General features: G+C 51.4%; 15 protein-coding genes. 6 read left to right on the top strand and 9 right to left on the bottom strand.

Annotated elements, in window-relative coordinates:
• Positions 1–163 precede the first annotated feature (163 nt).
• The 4 genes from CKQ54_RS23860 to CKQ54_RS23845 all read right to left on the bottom strand — a co-directional run bounded on the left by CKQ54_RS23860 (position 164) and on the right by CKQ54_RS23845 (position 4,680).
• Positions 164–1,219, bottom strand: coding sequence for a hypothetical protein (locus tag CKQ54_RS23860; protein WP_120163586.1), 1,056 nt, complete (start codon positions 1,217–1,219; stop codon positions 164–166).
• A 221-nt stretch (positions 1,220–1,440) separates the two neighbouring features.
• A complete protein-coding gene (locus CKQ54_RS23855) occupies positions 1,441–2,334 on the bottom strand; it encodes a dihydrodipicolinate synthase family protein (protein WP_120163587.1) in 894 nt (297 codons plus the stop codon).
• A 50-nt stretch (positions 2,335–2,384) separates the two neighbouring features.
• Positions 2,385–3,830, bottom strand: coding sequence for an MFS transporter (locus CKQ54_RS23850; RefSeq protein WP_120163588.1), 1,446 nt, complete (start codon positions 3,828–3,830; stop codon positions 2,385–2,387).
• A gap of 127 nt (positions 3,831–3,957) precedes the next feature.
• Complete coding sequence (locus CKQ54_RS23845) at positions 3,958–4,680, bottom strand: 2-phosphosulfolactate phosphatase (RefSeq protein ID WP_120163589.1); 723 nt, start codon at positions 4,678–4,680, stop codon at positions 3,958–3,960.
• 142 nt (positions 4,681–4,822) lie between these two features.
• On the opposite strand from CKQ54_RS23845, the gene CKQ54_RS23840 reads away from it, so the two are divergent.
• On the top strand, positions 4,823–5,746 hold the full coding sequence (locus tag CKQ54_RS23840) for a DMT family transporter (RefSeq protein WP_120163590.1): 924 nt from the start codon (positions 4,823–4,825) through the stop codon (positions 5,744–5,746).
• A gap of 33 nt (positions 5,747–5,779) precedes the next feature.
• On the opposite strand, the gene CKQ54_RS23835 is transcribed toward CKQ54_RS23840, so the two are convergent.
• Together CKQ54_RS23835 and CKQ54_RS23830 are read right to left on the bottom strand one after the other, a co-directional pair.
• Complete coding sequence (locus CKQ54_RS23835; protein ID WP_120163591.1) at positions 5,780–7,027, bottom strand: LVIVD repeat-containing protein; 1,248 nt, start codon at positions 7,025–7,027, stop codon at positions 5,780–5,782.
• 9 nt (positions 7,028–7,036) lie between these two features.
• Entirely contained in the window at positions 7,037–8,104 is a 1,068-nt protein-coding gene (locus CKQ54_RS23830) for a sugar ABC transporter substrate-binding protein (protein ID WP_120163592.1), read from the bottom strand.
• A gap of 221 nt (positions 8,105–8,325) precedes the next feature.
• Between CKQ54_RS23830 and CKQ54_RS23825 the strand changes: the two genes are divergently transcribed.
• Positions 8,326–9,408: an oxidoreductase gene (locus CKQ54_RS23825; RefSeq protein WP_120163593.1), complete on the top strand. Its 1,083-nt coding sequence runs from the start codon at positions 8,326–8,328 to the stop codon at positions 9,406–9,408.
• Between the two features lie 66 nt (positions 9,409–9,474).
• Here the strand turns inward: CKQ54_RS23825 and CKQ54_RS23820 are convergent, their stop codons facing one another.
• From CKQ54_RS23820 to CKQ54_RS23810, 3 genes are read right to left on the bottom strand one after another with little or no spacing between them, the layout of a single operon-like run.
• A complete protein-coding gene (locus CKQ54_RS23820; RefSeq protein WP_120163594.1) occupies positions 9,475–9,786 on the bottom strand; it encodes a hypothetical protein in 312 nt (103 codons plus the stop codon).
• Positions 9,764–10,288 (bottom strand): DUF2778 domain-containing protein, encoded by a 525-nt coding sequence (locus CKQ54_RS23815; protein ID WP_113878180.1) that lies wholly within the window; start codon positions 10,286–10,288, stop codon positions 9,764–9,766. Before CKQ54_RS23815 ends, CKQ54_RS23820 begins: the two co-directional genes overlap by 23 nt.
• A 14-nt stretch (positions 10,289–10,302) precedes the next feature.
• On the bottom strand, positions 10,303–10,794 hold the full coding sequence (locus CKQ54_RS23810; RefSeq protein WP_113878181.1) for an Hcp family type VI secretion system effector: 492 nt from the start codon (positions 10,792–10,794) through the stop codon (positions 10,303–10,305).
• Between the two features lie 300 nt (positions 10,795–11,094).
• On the opposite strand from CKQ54_RS23810, the gene CKQ54_RS23805 reads away from it, so the two are divergent.
• From CKQ54_RS23805 to CKQ54_RS23790, 4 genes are all read left to right on the top strand, one after another.
• Entirely contained in the window at positions 11,095–12,090 is a 996-nt protein-coding gene (locus tag CKQ54_RS23805) for a VirK/YbjX family protein (RefSeq protein WP_120163595.1), read from the top strand.
• A gap of 413 nt (positions 12,091–12,503) precedes the next feature.
• The gene (locus tag CKQ54_RS23800; RefSeq protein ID WP_120163596.1) at positions 12,504–14,069 is read left to right on the top strand and encodes an MFS transporter; all 1,566 of its coding nucleotides are present in this window, start codon (positions 12,504–12,506) and stop codon (positions 14,067–14,069) included.
• 88 nt (positions 14,070–14,157) lie between these two features.
• Positions 14,158–16,326: a right-handed parallel beta-helix repeat-containing protein gene (locus tag CKQ54_RS23795; protein WP_120163597.1), complete on the top strand. Its 2,169-nt coding sequence runs from the start codon at positions 14,158–14,160 to the stop codon at positions 16,324–16,326.
• Between the two features lie 74 nt (positions 16,327–16,400).
• Entirely contained in the window at positions 16,401–17,081 is a 681-nt protein-coding gene (locus tag CKQ54_RS23790; RefSeq protein ID WP_120163598.1) for an oligogalacturonate-specific porin KdgM family protein, read from the top strand.
• Positions 17,082–17,898 lie beyond the last annotated feature (817 nt).

Below are 17,898 nucleotides of genomic sequence, written 5' to 3'. Positions count from 1 at the left end.
ACAGGCGCTGGAATTAAAAGTCAAGATGCTGCCATCCTGAGCAATTTCAGCGCAATCAAAGGGATGGTAATCCACAAAAAGGGTGACTGTCGAAGCCATGACGTAAAAGCGGCAGCATCCTCACTGTGCAGGACGCTGCCGGCAAAAAAAGCGGGTGAATAAATTATCTGAGCCGGTCACAAGCATCATGTAAAGCCGCGATATATTCCTGCAATTCTGCGCTACAATTTTTTAGCCGCATCTGGCTTTCAATGCTGGCGATAACATTAAGGTGTGGTGAACGGATATTAATGACTTCGTGCATAGCGTGATAGCCGCCCCCGACAATCAGGGCGATAGCGGAAAGGGTTAGCTGATCAAGCTGAGACTGGCTCAGTTTATCGTCAAGAATTTCTGCTGCAATAAATATGTCTGCGGTACTGCCGGAGATAGAGGCGAGCAAAGGGTTATCGCGGTCAAACTGACGTTCCACAAATGCGCGACTGCCATCAGCCAGTTTGTGACTGATCCGGGTACGAAAAAGCGGCCGGATTTTCGTCAGTCCGTTAATGGTTAATATTTTTTGCAGTTTTGGGTCAAGCTGATCGAAGGTGGCTTTATCAAGAATACCGATGTCTTCACGATAAGTTTTCGATAGCACGCCGCTGCGCCCCCTGACAGTGAACAGACTGTCCGGCCTGTTCCTTTGTTTTATTTTTTCCACCGGTGAGGCATTATTTTTAAACAGAAACGCATATTTATCCGCATCATGAATCGCATGATCAATGATAAACGTCCCCATCGATTTAAGTAACTGTATTTTTCTGACGAACATTTCTGCTGAATATTCTGCAGACAACAGAACAGAGGTGATATCCTGTCTGGATATCCTTGCAAACTGACCATCGATATCAACATCTTCTTCAACTTTCTTTTTAAAAAAAGCAAACGCCTCAGAGTTATTACTTTCTGACCATATGCTCTTTAACTTACCACAGAGTTTATAAACCGTTTCGCCGAAGACATTGGCATTCCTCAGAATAACAGCAGCAGCCCAGGACTCCTGAACGGTTTTCTCTATGTTATTGAAATTACGATCGTGCGCCAACTTATTTTGAAACTCGTACGTATGGCTGGTATTTTTTATTGTCCGGGTGAGTTTCGCGAGTTGTTTGTTTTTAAGTCTTTGAAGAAAGAGGTCATCTTTGGACTGATGCCTATTTTTTACCTGTGTCAGCATAAATATCCTTATTTTTAAATAATCACATCGACGAAAGTTGAGACTTCATTTTTAGGCAACCCAGTCTAACACAGGGTGAAAGGCAAAAAGAGGAACTTTCTATGTGGCAGAGCTTAATAAACATGATGAATAATAGCAATGCCATCTATTTATAAAATAAATCACTCTCACCTGCTGCGCAGATGAAATAAATATCGGCGGAAATATTTCCGCCGATATTATCAGGCTCGCAAATTAAGCGCTTCAATAACACGTTCCAGTCGCTGGCGTTGATCACCGGTAACAGACTGAAGCGGTAACGGCAGACATGGGGCAGAAACCAGGCCGAGAATTTCCGCTGCGGCAGCGACAACGCGCAGGCTTCCGTGCTGGCGGAACATTTCCCATAACGGTTCAAGTTGTGCCGATAAAGCCTGAGCAGTCTGAGTATCCCCGTTTTGTGCTGCACGTGTGATGGCCACCGGAATTTCCGGGAACAATCCGGCAATAACCGAATACCAGACATCGCCGCCCTGTGTCAGAACCGTGGCAGCAGCCAGATCACCCGCTGCGCCGAGCGTCACATGCGCCGGAACCAACGGACGAAGCGCCGCCAGACGTTTTTGCGTGGCAACAGGGTCAGCAGATAACCCGGGGATTTTGATACTGGCAACATGCGGCAGTTGCGCGATACGCCCGTAAAGTTCATCGGTGAAATCAAAATGCGTTGTGGCCGGATTATCGTAAACGCACAACGGCACCGAAAGATGACGGGTCACCGTTTCATACAACATGAAGACTTCATCACTGGTGAGTTTCTGATACGACACAGGTGCCAGTAATACAGCACTCACACCCGCCCGCTGGGCATCTTCCGCAAGGTGCAGCACGTCAGAGGTACGCACTGAACCGATACTGACCATCACGGGAATACCCTCAGCGTGTTCTACCGCCAGCCGGGCAACGCGGTCACGCTCACTGTGTTTCAGATAAGCATAACTGCCCGTCGAGCCCAGTGCGCCGATGGAATCCACACCCGCAATCACCAGACGCGACATTAGCCTGACAAAAGATTTCTCATCAATGCCTTTATCCGTCAGCGGGGTGAGAGGAAAAGCACTTAATCCTGTGAACATCGGGAACTCCCAAAGGGGTTAATTAACAAGACTCAGCATAGAGCAGCGATTTACTTTTTGCCCGATACAGATGAACCGGCATCCGGTTTCAGGCGCAACATATCCAGCCAGCCAATCAGGGTCAGCACCGCGATAACAATAAAGGCCACTTTGAAACTCATGCCGGGAACAGACTCCCAGTGCAGCATATCCACCAGTTGTTCACCCAGGCGCGTACCGAGCGCACCGACCGTGATCCCAAGCCCGACCGACAGTTGCAGCACCGTGCTGAACAGCGTATTAGCATCGGCCATTTGTTTTGCAGGCACATCAGAAAAGGCCAGCGTACTGATGCCGGTAAACTGCATTGAACGGCTAAGGCCGCCGAGAAACAGCAATAACATCACCAGCCAGTCCGGCGTGCCCGGCGTCAGAAACGCGCAGAACAGCAATGAGAAAACGCTCAGCAGGCCATTCACCACCAGCACCGGACGGAAGCCGAAACGGCGGATCAGCGGCGTGGTCGCCGGTTTCATCGCCAGATTACCGGCAAACACCGCCAGCACCAGTAAACCGGCATGGAACGGATCCATACCAAATCCGACCTGTAACATCAGCGGCAAAAGGAACGGCACCGCGCTGATGGTCACGCGAAACAACGAACCGCCGCCCATACTGATACGAAATGTCGGGATCACCATCGCCCCCGGATGCACCATCGGCGCGGGGTCGCGGTAAAGATGACGGACAGCCAGCACCGAAAGCACCACACCTGCGACCAGCAACAGCCCGGCGGTAGTCCACAAAATATGATCCTGACTGATCAGCTCCAGACCGGTGACCAGCGAAAGCATCGCCAGCCCGGTGAGCAGGAACCCCGGTTTGTCGAAATGTTTGGGTTCATCGGAAGGTGCCTGAGGAAACAGACGCCACGCCAGCATCATCGCAATAATTCCGAGCGGCACATTGATATAGAAAATCCAGTGCCATGAGGCGTAATGGGTAATGAACCCACCGAGCGGCGGCCCGAGGATCGGCGCCACCAGCGCAGGCCAGGTCAGCGTGGCGATAGCTTTGATTAACTGTGGTTTTGGCGTAGTTTTCAGCACCGTGAGACGCCCGACCGGCACCATCAGCGCACCGCCAATACCCTGAATAATACGCAGAATGATAAATTCACTGACGCTGGTCGCCATGGCACAAAACAGCGAAGCCAGCGTAAAGACCGCGAGGGCAAAGGTGAATACGTTGCGGGCACCAAAACGTTCTGCCGCCCAGCCACTGGCGGGGATAAGTACCGCCAGCGTCAGCATATACGCACTCATCCCGGCATTAAGATCGACCGCTGATACGCCGAAAGAAATCGCCATTTGCGGCAGCGCGGTGGCAATCACCGTACCGTCGATAAACTCCATAAAGAAAGCAGCCGCAACCAATAAAGCAATAACGGAGATCCCGTTACTGGCAGCGGTTTCTCCCTGCGGATGTTCTGACGCATCCGATTTAGTGTGGCTCATTGTCTTCTGTCCCGGAAAAACAGCATCGCTGCAGAACGCAGCAAAAGATAGATGATAAGTATTAAACCTATCACACACCTTTGGCTGGGTTATAGATCGCATGAGGATCAAAAAGAGCGATTTCATGTCATCGGAGCGCAGTGAAGAACCCGCCCTGTAACTGGCAGGCAAAATCGCTGACATCTTCCTCCAGACAAAGTGCGATATCGGCGGCAAATCCACGACGGTTCAGCTCACGCGCTGAACCACAGCCTTCAAGTTCTGCCCGTGTCAGATGTTGATAAACAGCACAGGCAGCGCGGGCTTCAGCAGATAAACGACGGTGCGAAAGGCGCGAAACCAGCCCGCCGGCGGCGGCAAAATCTTCAAGTGCCGGACGCAGTGAGTTGTCCGGCCACTTTTCACCGGCGGGTACGATCAAAATCTGGCGATAATTTTCACACGCGCGGGCGGTCGCGGTCACATTGCGAAAACAGGCGGTGAAAATCGCCGCCTTGTGCGCTTTGGCTTTAAAAGTCAGCGCGGATCCGTTCGGCGAAGGCAGCACCAGCCGCGTTCCCGCTGTCATGTTCAGCAAGGAGCAGGGAGAAAGGGTGAAACCCTGCCCCTGAAAACACCGGTCAAACTGCGCACATTCGGCATTATTATCTGCGGCAAATTGCTGCGCACTGGCGTCTTTCCAGGGATACGGGAAGATCATGCCGCCGCGTTCACCGGCCACACTCACGCAGGTGGAAAACGACATCACGTCGATAATGACAATACAGTCCGCTTCTGCCGCCAGATGCTCCATGGCTGGCGCGCCCCATTCCACACGAACATCAAAATCAGCCTGCGAAAAATCAGTCATGAAAGCGTCCTGTTCAGAATATAAAAGCAAGAAAAAGCGGATTCATTCGCCAGCGTATTCACTACACTGATTAACACGATTTTAACGTTGATAATTCCATTACTAAAACAAGGCAATAGCCAATATTCAATAGGGGATGTGAATGAAAGCGGGTGATTTTTGCCGTCTGTTACTGCTGGCGGCGATCTGGGGGGGTAGTTTTCTGTTTATGCGGGTGGCGGCACCGGCATTCGGTGCCATCAATACTGCGTTTTTGCGCGTACTGTTTGGGTTTATCGGACTGGTCGTTATCCTTGCCGTAATGCGAACGCCGCGTGATTACCAGCAAAAATTTGGCAGTTCGCTGCTGCTCGGGGTGATCAACTCCGGTTTGCCGTTCCTGATGTATTGTCTGGCGGCACGCTGGTTACCGGCGGGTTATTCGGCGATCCTCAACGCGACCACGCCGCTGATGGGCGTGGTGATGGGCGGATTGTTCTTCAACGAGGCAGTGACGCTTAAAAAGGCGCTCGGCGTGCTGACAGGTTTATTCGGCATCACCTTGCTAACCACAACGGGCAGCGCAGAGTCGGTACCGCAACTGCTGGCGGGCGTGATCGCGTGTCTGGTGGCGACCGGTTGCTATGCGGTGGCCGGTTTCCTGACCCGTCGCTGGATAACAGAACGCGGCGGATTAGATCCAAAACTGGTCGCCACTGGCAGCCAGCTGGGTGCCACGCTGTTCCTGTTGCCGTTCTTCCTTTACGCATCGGCGACCGAAGCGCCGGTCCATTGGGCGCAGCCGCTGGTCTGGCTGTGCGTGCTGGCGGTCGGCCTTATCTGTACCGCGTGGGCGTATATCCTGTATTTCCGGCTCATTGCCGACATCGGCCCGCTGCGCAGCATGACAGTAACATTTCTGATACCGCCGTTCGGCATTTTGTGGGGTTATCTGTTACTCAATGAAACGCTGTCTGAAGGCTTCTTCGCGGGCGGAATACTGATCTGCGTGGCGGTGTGGCTGGTACTCAGTCCGGGAAAAAAGCTGGCGGCAAAAGCAAAAACGCCCGCACCTGAAGCGAAATAGATTCAATCCACTAAGCCAGGCGCGGGCAGGGCGTCAGCCAAGATATTCGATGATTGATAAACCACCGTTGTAGTCGGTGCTGTAGATAATGCCTTGAGCATCGACAAACACGTCGCAGGATTGAATCACCTGCGGCCTGCCCGGACGTTTATCCATCATGCTTGCTGGTGCCGCGGGCACCAGCGCACCGGTTTCTTTTGGCTGATACGGATTGCTGATGTCGTACGCACGCACTCCGGCATTCTGATAGGTGGCGAAAATCAGCGTCGAACTGACAAAGCTACCGGGCCTGTTTTCATGCAGATTATGCGGCCCGAAATGCGCGCCCTTGCTGACGTAATCCCGTTCCTCCGGTTGCGGGAAAGTCGAAATACTCACCGGATTCGACGGCTCGCGCACATCAAATACCCAGATCAGCTTCTCGCCATCTTCCTGATTATCCAGCACCGCTTCATCGAGCACGACCAGCAGCTCCCGGTCCGGCAACGGCAGAGCGGTATGCGTGCCGCCGCCAAATGGCGGGCTCCAGTTACGGTGTGAAATCAGCTGCGGCGCGCTGCGGTCTTTGATATCCAGCAGTGTCAGGCCGCCGTCGCGCCAGCTGGCATAGGCGGTATCACCGCTGATGATCGCGTGATGCAACGCGTAGCGTTTACCTTCCGGCCAGTCCGGCGTTTCACCGCCAGCGGTGTGCATTCCGGGCAACCACCAGCGACCGGCAACCTGAGGATTGCGCGGGTCGGCCAGATCAATGGTCAGGAAAATGTAATCGCTGTAGCCGTCAATCAGCGCGGACACATACGCCCAGCGCCCGCCGACGTACCAGATACGATGCACACCGATCCCTTCCAGCCCGAGAAAGCCGATCTCTTTTGGCTGATCGGGCAGCGAAATATCAAAGATACGCACACCGGCACTCCAGCCACGCTGTTGCGTGCCTTGCACTGTCTCGCTGACGGAGCGGGTGTAATAGACTTTTTCATCGGCAAAACGCACGTCGGCGAACAAATCCCGCGCGTTGATCACCAGCAGTAAATCGTCGTGCGCCTGTAAATGCACGTTCCAGGTACCCGGAGGCGCAGCGACAAAACCGGCAGGGCGCGGATTTTTAGGGTCGCGGACATCCACAATGGAAAAGCCCTGCGACACCATATGACCGATATAGGCATAACCACGGTGAACCATGACCTGCACGCCGTCAGGTTTTCCGCCCTGATCGCTGTGGCCGATCAGCCGCATATTGCGGCTGTATTCCGGCGTGGGGAGAGAATGTGTAGTCATCTTCAGGCCTTATTTTTTGTGCTGCGCTTCAAGCGTGGCGAACCACGGCGCAATAAAATCATCGGATTTACCCCAGCCTGGGATCACCTTCGCCAGCGACGCGACATTTACCGCGTCAGGATTGCTGACCAGCAGCGCCTGCGGAATGGCTGCGGCTTTGAATTCATAGCTGGCAGGCGTTTTCTCACCGGCAATTTTATTAGCAACCAGACGCAGGTTGATCGCCCCAATCAGTTTCGGATCGACCGCCACGCTGACTTTCCACGGGCTGTTGGCTTCGCGCATCAAACCAATATCCTGATTGGAAATATCAATGCTGTAGAGTTTGATTTCGGTACGGCCATTCTCCTGCAGGGCTTTGTACGCGCCCTGACTGAACGCATCCCAGGTTCCCCAGATAGCATCGATTTTGCCTTTCGGGTATTTCGCCAGCAGCGCGCCGACTTTATTTGCGGTATCTCCCTGAACGTCAGAAGACACCGCGCCGACGGATTCCAGCTCATGAATGCCCGGATTGGCGGCTAAGATTTTTTTATACGCGTCCTGACGACGTTCCATTGGCGGGAAACCGGCGACCCAAAGTTTGACGATATTGGCTTTGCCGTTGAAATCTTTGATCAGCTGACCGACGGAAAGATCGGTGAGCGACGCATCGTCCTGCTGGGTGACGGTCACACCGGGAATGTCGCCGTTGACCGCCGTATCAAACACTGAAACGGCAATGCCGCTGGCGGTGATGCGTTTGAGCAGTTCGGTGGAATAGGGATCGCGCCCTTGCGACAAAATAATGCCATCGTATTTCTGGCTGATCGCCTGATTTACAAAGTCCTGGAATTTGGCGTCATCGCCGTTACTGAGAAATGTATTCACCTGAAAGCCCAGCTTGCGGCCTTCCTGAATTGCGCCGGAGACAAACTGCGTAGTGTTGTCGTCTGAGCCCAGATTGCGGATCACCGCAATGCGTACCGGCCCTTTATGATCGCTGATGGCTTTCGGTACAGGCGCAGTGCCGGCGGCAAAAGAAGGGAAAACGGAGAGCAAACTTAACGCCAGTAACGACGAGGAAAACAGTTTCATGGTTATTACCCTGTGTGGTTAATCATCATTTTAACGGGAGGACAATTCATGACAGGCCTTGTACAGGCTCTTATATTGAGTTAATGAATTGATTGCCCGAGTTTTGATGACCCGCGAATGAATGGCAACGAACGAAAAGGCATAAGTTAATGCCAAAGATTATTAGCCATCCGGATGTCCGGGCGTAGGATGATAACAGCTTCTAAATTAAGGATTTCCCCATGAGTGAGACAGATATCCGCGTGGTCACCGGCCCCGCCAGCTATTTTTCGTTCCCCGGCGCTATCGAACGGCTGAGCGACTTCTACACACCGGCGCAACTGGATAACGCGCTGTGGATTTACGGCGAGCGTGCCTTAGTGGCTGCGCAGGATTTCCTGCCGGAAGCCTTTACCGCTTCGCAGGCCAGGCGGGTTCTGTTTAAAGCGCATTGCAGCGAAACCGAAGTGCAGCGTATTGCGGATATTGGCGGGAATGACCGTCAGGTAGTGATCGGCATTGGCGGCGGTGCAGTGCTGGATACTGCGAAAGTCGTGGCGCGACGTCTGGGATTGCCGGTTGTCGCTATTCCGACCATTGCCGCGACCTGTGCCGCCTGGACGCCGCTTTCTGTCTGGTACAACGATGAGGGGCAGGCGCTGCGTTATGAAATCTTTAACGACGCTAACCATCTGGTTTTGGTCGAGCCACGCATTATTCTGCGTGCGCCCAAGGAATATCTGCTGGCCGGTATCGGCGATACGCTGGCGAAATGGTACGAAGCCGTGGTGCTCAGCCCGCAGCCGGAAAAACTGCCCTTAACCGTTCAGCTCGGCCTGAATACTGCGCTGACCATTCGGGATGTGTTGCTCAATGAAAGCGAAGCGGCGTTGCAGGCGCAGGATGATAATCAGCTGACGCAGTCGTTCCTTAACGTTCTGGACGCGATTATCGCGGGCGGGGGATTAGTCGGCGGGCTTGGCGACCGTTATACGCGTATCGCGGCGGCGCATTCGGTCCACAACGGCCTGACCGCATTGCCGCAAACCGATGCGTTTCTGCACGGCACGAAAGTGGCGTATGGCATTCTGGTGCAAAGCGCGTTGCTCAATCAGCCGCAAGTAGTTCAGCAGTTAACCGCACTGTACAAAGTGCTGGATTTGCCGGTCAGTCTGGCGCAATTGCAGGTGGATATTCACGATGAACGGCAGATGTCGCGCCTGATTGAACGCACATTACAGGCCGGAGAATCCATTCATCTGTTGCCCGGACACCCTGACGCCGAACAACTGCGACTGGCATTTGAATTTGTAGAGAATAAATAGTCATGCGCTAATTTATTCTATTCATGTTTTTGTATTCATAAATAAATAACCCGGCATTGACCGGGTTTAATTTAACTTTTTACGTTTAATACTCCTCTGAACTGCTTTCACTATTGCTTCAATAATAACCATTATTAACAGGGTAGGGATCAATCCAGTAACAGACAAGAGCACGACAAAAATATCATCCTGCAATCCAGGCCACGGCGGCTCTCCGTAATCTGGCTTCATCAGTTGATCAAAATAATCCGCGATGGCTATCGATTTGATGTATTCATAATCAATCAGCCAGCCGGGAAAGGGCGACAACAGGTAGTAATCTATAAAAATAAAAAGCGCCAGCCGCACCGCTATCTTACAGAATAAGGCATGGCGCATTCATATCCCCCGTAACTTCGATTTCTCCATATGCCTTCAGATGTATGATTGGAATGTCTATAGTGTGCGAATTCAACAACGCGCTTCTGAGCGTGTCAAAATCGGCATGATGCATGAATGTTAAACACCCATCTGATACGCCGGTACCATCCGGACGCAATGGATGCAAACGGAAACTTCTGCGCAAGGTCTCACCGATATAAGTTGAATCATCTATCAAGCCATCTTGTCGATACAGGGCAAACCAAGATGAGTAATCATTACCGGTGCGAATATGCTTTTCGTACTCCTTTAATCTCGACCTCACTCCCCCTCTGGGGCGGTTAACAATCCAGTATTTACCCGTCGGAATTGGCCCATTTTCATTACCTCCACAACCTATTCTGTTTGTGTGCGGGAATAAGCCTGAAAATACAGGAAAGACCCCCACACCAGCACAATAAAGTTTTGCGATTTTTCCGCCTTCATAAAGACGATTGAAATCCACTTTGCACGAAATCATCCCTGTGTTCCCTGTTATGCGTACAAGCTGGAATTCCATTCATCGGTAAAACTGATATGTCCATCGAGGTACAACCAGGTGATTTTATGATACCCGAGACCAATGGACTCGGTAGGAATGCTGGCCTGTCCCTCAGCATGTTTAAAATTATGCATATGCGGATTGATATTAAGAAGACGAACACCTTCCATTGTCATATTTAAATATTCCTCTTCCATTCCGGCCGCGTTAATCCGATACCATTTAACGACTGCTTTTTGTAGCTTCTCGCTGGTAGCTACTGCGCGGTAAAGATAAGGCGTAGATTTATCAAACTCTTTGACAAGCCCCATCGTTTGATGGACACGAGTAGACATTAACCGCCCGGTATTCCCATCGAAAGGAACGGAAAGACCGTGTGTGAAACTCTGTATTTCAATCGCGCCTTCACGACCTAAAATCTCAGAACCTCCCTGGATTAATACACCGTTTGAATCGTATAACCATAAATAAGCTGGTACGGACATAATCAAATCCCTTTATGTATTGAGGGGTATACGTTATGCCTGTGCAAGAGGTCTGACAATTAGCAGTCCCTGTAAAAAAGACAATTTTCAGACATTTAGTATCTATCCGCGGAAAGCCTTATGTACTCTCCGACGCTTCGCACAATCAGGAGGCAGAAAGAGGTTAATGTCAGGAATATGTAAACAACAGCTAAACGCGCTTCATTTTCCCACCTGCATTGCGTTCTCTTTAATTCTACGTTGTAAAGATGTTTAAAAATCGGGTGATACCGTGATTTTTTCAGGCAGCGGAAACCGATCATGGAACACTCACCCCTTAACGAAACCGAATCCCTCAACGGCACATTTTCCTCCGGACAAATCGGCGTTGAAGAAACAATCAAAAAAAGCAGCGGATTCAGCTTGTTTATGGATCTGCTGAGCGGCGCGTGCGTGCCTGATAATCTGTGGCGTGACCGGATGTTCCGTGTGAAATACGCTGTGCGTACCTTGCTGCACCCGCTTGATACCCTGAAAGTGCTCAATAAAATGGCCAGTGAACCCGTCTGGCAGGAAGCATTCAGCATTCAAACCAAACTGCCGAGCAAAATCCACAAACCCTATCTGCATCTTGGCCTGCCTTCTGCCGGTCGTGCGGATGCGCTGGTGGATCACTACGATTTCGTCAAAAGCCTCGAAAACGTGCAAATGCGTAACACTTTCCTCAGCGAAAAGGGGAACACCGTGACGCAGTTCACCGGTAAAGATGGGGAAGCTTTTCGCGTGGTACTGGGTTCCATCGGTAAATCCGAGCGCGAAGGCGAAGCCAATATGTTCCTGTTTATGGAAGACACCTTGCTGGCGGCGCTGACCTTCAGCATTGTGCAGCGCTCGGAAGGGCCGACGATGATCGTCGGGGGATTCCAGGGCGCACACCGCTCGACGCCACATGAAGTCATTAAACAGGCGACGAAATCCTGTTACGGGCTTTTCCCAAAACGCCTGCTGCTGGAAAGCCTGCAACGCGTCGCGGCGGAGACTGGCGTTCAGCGCATTCTGGCCGTGAGCGATACCGGCCACGTTTTCCGCAGCCTGCGCTACCGTCACCGCAAGAAAAATGTGTTTGTCGCCAGTTATAACGAATTCTGGGATTCCATCAGCGCGACGCCGTATTCCTCGGCACTGTATGACGTCCCGCTGGAATTGCCGCGCAAACCGATGGAAGAGATTGCCAGTAAGAAACGTTCCGAATACCGCAAACGTTACACGCTGCTCGATGAACTGCATGAAAGCACCGCGTCGCTGCTGAAAAGCTGACAGCAACGTCCTCAGAATTATGACTCGCTGTAGCAGGCAACAGGGCCAGGGAATGGCCTTTCTGCCTGGTCTTGCACGACATAGCCCCGATAACGCCCGCCAGATGCACGACCTTCACGGAAAATTCCCTTAAGAAATTCTTATCTGCACTTTGCTTAAGCCACGGTTTCATAAGTCATAGTTATCTAATCATTCGAATTAAAACCAATTCATTCCCAATAGTCGCGCAAATTGTGTATTAATTATGAATGATATTGTTACACGTATCTCAAAACTGACCGCTCATTCGTACACTCCTGTGTCAAATGTGAACTAATTCACATCTATTCATTCGCCTCGCCTATATAAAACGCCATATCCATAAAATCGAAACAGCGGTTCAATTTTATAATCATTCTCCGGGCGGGACGACTATGAACGCAGAAAAACCAATTCTTTTCAGACACCAGCTGGCCTATGGCGGCGGGAACTTACTGGGCAGCGGGGCGCTGGCAATCGCCGGTATCTGGTTGCTGTACTTCTACACCACGTTTTGCGGCCTGACGTTGTTGCAGGCTTCAGCAATCTTCTCTGTCGCCAGTATCATTGATGCTATCAGTAATCCACTGATGGGTTATCTTTCTGATAACTTTGGCAAAACGCGCCTTGGCAAACGCTTCGGGCGTCGTCGTTTCTTCATTCTGCTCGGTGTACCGCTGATGATGTTCTACCCGTTGTTATGGGTCGAAGGCTTCGGTTTCTGGTATTACCTTTCCACCTACGTGCTGTTCGAACTGATTTACACTTCGGTGATGGTGCCTTACGAAACACTGGCCACCGAAATGACCACTGATTTCTCAGCCCGCTCTAAACTGACCGGCTACAAAGCGATTTTCGGCAAAGTGGCGAACTTCCTGGCGGCCTTTATTCCGGGTCAGTTCATCCTGATTTACGGCAAAGATTCCGCTGAGCCGTTCTTCTTCACCGCACTGACTTACGGCGTCATTCTGTTTATCGCCATCGGCCTCTTATATTTATCTTCCTGGGAACGTCCGGTGGAAGAAACCACGCCGGTGGATGAGAAGAAAATGACGCTGGGCAAAACCATGTTGACGCTGGTGCGGGACATGAAATCCACGTTTCACCTGCGCGTATTCCGCAAGCATCTCGGCATGTATTTGTGCGGGTTCGGCGCGGAATGGCTGTTCGCCTCGGTGTTCACGTATTTCATCATCTTTGTGCTGCAATATGATCCGACGATGGTGGCCGGGCTGAGCAGTCTGAACTCGATTCTGCAGTTGTTCTCCACCGCCATTTTCATCGGAATTTGCGTGAAGCACGGCTTCAGCAAACCTTATATTCTGGCGCTCGGCATCGTTGTATTCTCGGTTGTATGCTACAGCCTGCTGCACTTACTGCATCTGCCGCAACAGTACGCGACCGTGGCGATGCTGACGATCACTGTGGTGTTTGGGATTGGCACCGGTGGTGTGTATTACATTCCGTGGACCATTTACACCTTCCTGGCTGATATTGATGAAGCCTTTACCGGCCGCCGCCGTGAAGGGATTTACGCCGGTGCGATGACCTTCTCCGGCAAGCTGATGCGCTCGGTGATCGTCTTCGTGATGGGCGCGATTTTAAGCTTCTACGGCTTCCAGTCTAAATCCCATACGCAGCCTGAAAGCGCGGTAACGGCGATTGCGCTGGTGTTCTGCATCGGCGTGATAGCACTGGCACTGATGGCGATGGTATTCAGCCACCAGATGAAGCTTAACCGCAAAACACACTTAGTGGTTCTGGGTGAAGTGGCGCGTATCAAAGCCGGCGGCGCGATCACCGACGTTCAGCCGGAAGTTCGCGCAGTGATGGAAGAACTGATCGGCTATCCGTATGAAGAATGCTGGGGCAACAGCAAAGTCTGCCGCAAAATCTTCGACACTCCCGCCGTTGAACTGGACGCGGCCAAACCGATGGTCAGCGCCACGCAAAAACCGTAAACCCTGATTTAACTCTGCATTTCTTACTTCACCGACTGGCCGGGCAAACCGGCCAGCGACCCCTCACGTTTTTAGGATAAGAACGATTATGCGGGCATCAAAATTTGTTATTGCCGCGCTGTCCCTCGGGATGTGCGCACAAAGCCTCGCCGCTGCATTGCCTGACGCCAGCAAACTGGTCTGGCACAGCATCACGTTTGGTCAGTCTACTGACGTCAATTTTGCCACCAACGTTTTGCCACAAAAAATCGGCATGAACGAAACCCGGCTTGCTGACGGTAAACCGGTGCCGGCCGCCGGCACGTTGCTCAGCACGCCGTTTACGCTGGAAAGCCGCGGCGGCAAGGTCGGTAACAGTCATGATGGCTTAACCTACTTCTATACGAAATTACCGGCTGACGTGAATTTCCGTCTTGAGGCCGATTTTACCCTCAACCAGTTCGGGCCGGAAAACGGCGCAAAACCGGCAGGGCAGGAAGGGGCAGGATTACTGGTGCGCGATATTCTGGGTACGCCTCGTGAACCCGTGACCAAACCCGGCATTGAAGAATTACCGGCTGCATCAAATATGGTGATGAACAGCGTAATGGCTACCGGCGATAAACCGCCGGTTCTGGCGCTGATTGCCCGTCAGGGCGTGCAGCAACCGTGGGGAAATACCGGGATCAGCATCGTGCGTGAGAGTTATCACCCGCTGACCACGCCTGCGCATTTCACATTACGCCTGACCCGCACGGATAATAGTTTTGATGTCGCTTACGCGCCACAGGGCAGCGACAAGTGGATCAGCCAGTCCGTTGCAGGCGCTGACCGTGTGACGCAGCTGGATAAAACCGGCTATTACGTCGGTTTTTTTGCTTCCCGCAATGCCAGCATCACCGTCAGTCACGCCAGACTGACGCTGGATGAAGCGCATACCCAACCTTCCGCACCTTACGTGACGCCGTCACTTAACGCGCGTATCGAAGTCATGTCATCGCCACTGATCACCCGGCGTGACAGCGTGATTCAGTTGCGCACCAACGGTGACGGTCAGTTGCAGATTAATCAGGATGGCAAACCTTTACTGCGCCAGACCGCCGTTCGCGGCGGCGAAGTGGTGACCGCGCCATTCCACGCACAGCAGCCTGTCACGCCATTACAGATAATTTTTACGCCGGATGACGGCACACCGGTCACGCTGGAATTCCCGCTCAAAATGGCACTGGTCAGCAACCCTGATGAATTGCACGTGTCCCCGCAGGGCGAGGCCGGTAACGACGGTTCCTCGCAACATCCGCTGGATTTCGCCAGTGCTGTTAATCTGTTAGCGCCAGGCGGCACCTTGTGGCTGGCAGAGGGGGAATATCCGGCGGGCGTGATACCGGCAACGGCCAGCGGCACGGAACAGAATCGCAAAACGCTGCGTGCGCAGGGCAACAACGTGGTGTTTAACGGGCTGAAGCTCGATGCGAGCTTCTGGAATATACGGGACATTACCGTCACGCAGAAAAGCTTCCACATTGCCGGCAGCTACAATCATATTGACCGCGTGAAAGCCCATCATGCAGATGATACCGGCATCTGGGTCGCCTCGCCGGACGGCATTGGCCGTGCGCTGTGGGCAAGCCATAACCTGATCAGTAATTCAGAATCCTGGGGGAATCAGGATCCGGGACGCAAAAATGCTGACGGCTTCGCGGTTAAAATGCGCGTCGGAGAGGGTAACCGGCTGGTGAACTGCTATTCGCATGACAATGTTGACGATGGCTTTGACCTGTTCAACAAAATTGAGGACGGCCCGAACGGCAGCGTGACGATTGAAAACAGTCTGTCGGTTCACAACGGCAGCAACGGTTTTAAACTGGGCGGTGAAGGATTGCCTGTCGCACACATCATCCGTAACAGCGTGGCGGTCGAAAACGGCATGGACGGTTTCACCGATAATTTCAACCCCGGTGCGCTGGTGGTTGAAAACAACCGCGCGCTGGACAACAAACGCTTCAACTTCCTGTTCCGCCCGTCGCCTTACACCACGGCGGACAAGCAGGGCATCTTCAAAGACAATTTTTCCCTGCGCACCTTGCCCGGTAAATATGACGATGCCGTGACCGGCAATGTGGACGACAGCAATTATTTTTATACCGGCCACAAAACGGTGAATAAACTGAATAAAGAAATTCAGCCCGGAGATTTTATTTCTTTGCGGCTGCCGGATCCGATAACCCGTCTTTCTGACGGCGGATTTAATTACGCTGACTTTCTGAAGAAAAAGTGATTGCAGCGCAGTTAAAAAGCAATACTCATTTTAAATAAAATAATATTACTCAATATCTCTGGGATTTATAAATAATGAAAAAGTGCAGACTGATACTCTGCGGCTTACTGCTGGCCAGCGCCAGCAGTCATGCCGTGACGATTGATCTTCGCCATGAATGGCTGGATGACAGTAAACAGCATAAAGACCGCGCGATGGTATCGCACCGTTTCGCTAACGGGTTTGGTTTCTCGCTGGAAGCCAAATGGAAGTCCGGCGGTGACAACCCGAACAAACCCTTTAATAATCTGGTGGATAACGGCACTGAAAGCACCATAAGCTATCAGTATAAGATCACCCCTAAGGTGTTTATCCAGCCTGGTTTCACGCTGGAATCCAGTTCTGACAGCAGCATCTATAAACCTTTTTTAACCGCAGGATATACGTTCGACAGCGGGATCTATTTCAATGCCCGTTATCGTTATGAATATACCCGTTATACCAAAGAAAATACCGAAGACCGTAAAACTAATCGTGGTGAAATCTGGTTAGGTTATCGGATTGCTGACTGGCGATTTGAATATAATTATATATATAAAAACAGCGACCAAATTCTTTACGACAATGATAAATGGGATTATGAGCAGGATCTGAAAGTCGCTTACAATATTAATAAGCAATGGACGCCTTATGCGCAAATCGGTAATGTGTCTGTGCGGAAAACCACTGACGAAAGACAAACGCGTTTCAGGTTAGGGATACAATATAACTTCTGATGTTATCACATTCGGGTGAGACATCTGTCAGCCGGTCAGCGAATGCTGTCCGGCTATTTCTTCACTGAAATATAAACGAAACATATCAATAAATGTTTTCGGGTTGACAATAATATAGCGCATGGGTAAATTGCACGAGCCGCAAGTAGCGGCCTTTATTAACTTTACATAAGAGACTAATGGACACTGTAACCAGTAGCTTGCCGGATGACGCTGATATAGCGTGCCGGAACAGTAAACATAAAATCGATTGTGATCATTTCACCGTTTGGGTGCGCCTCGCCAGAGCCTGATGCTCTCGTGTAATCCCGCCTCAACCTGAATGTCACGGTCCCGAGGTGTATTATGAATTTCAAATCTACCCTTTTTTCTGATGTCAAAACAATGACATCCACTTTGCGTGTCCGCCCGTCTCGTGACAGGATGTTGGCTGCCCGCAAGAAAGATGCATCATCTATTTTTTCCTCTAAAATCAACAGACTTAATCACCGCGTTACCACGTGGAGGGTCAGTCCTGTCACCGGTCAGCTGGAACAACGCTGTATCGTTTCTGACAGCGAAGATCCACATAGTCGGATTTCCTTTCACTGATTCAACGTCAGCATTTCGCTGCGCTGAACATCGTCTTGACACATGTCTGACGGCTTTGATCGTTTTATTGTTTCTTTAATAAAATTCCAGCGTCAGTTATGCATCAATAAAAGACACATAATCGATTTCACTCTGTTTATTAACTTTTTAATTAAAGGAAAATAAACGGCGGGGAATTCTGCGCGAAAATAATTAAATACCGATCACTGAAATAAGGTGAAGGGTT

It is taken from the genome of Rahnella variigena (assembly GCF_003610915.1).
Classification (GTDB): Bacteria; Pseudomonadota; Gammaproteobacteria; order Enterobacterales; family Enterobacteriaceae; genus Rahnella; species Rahnella variigena.
Note: the sequence above shows the minus strand (reverse complement) of the source record. Positions and strands in the feature narration are given on the sequence as shown.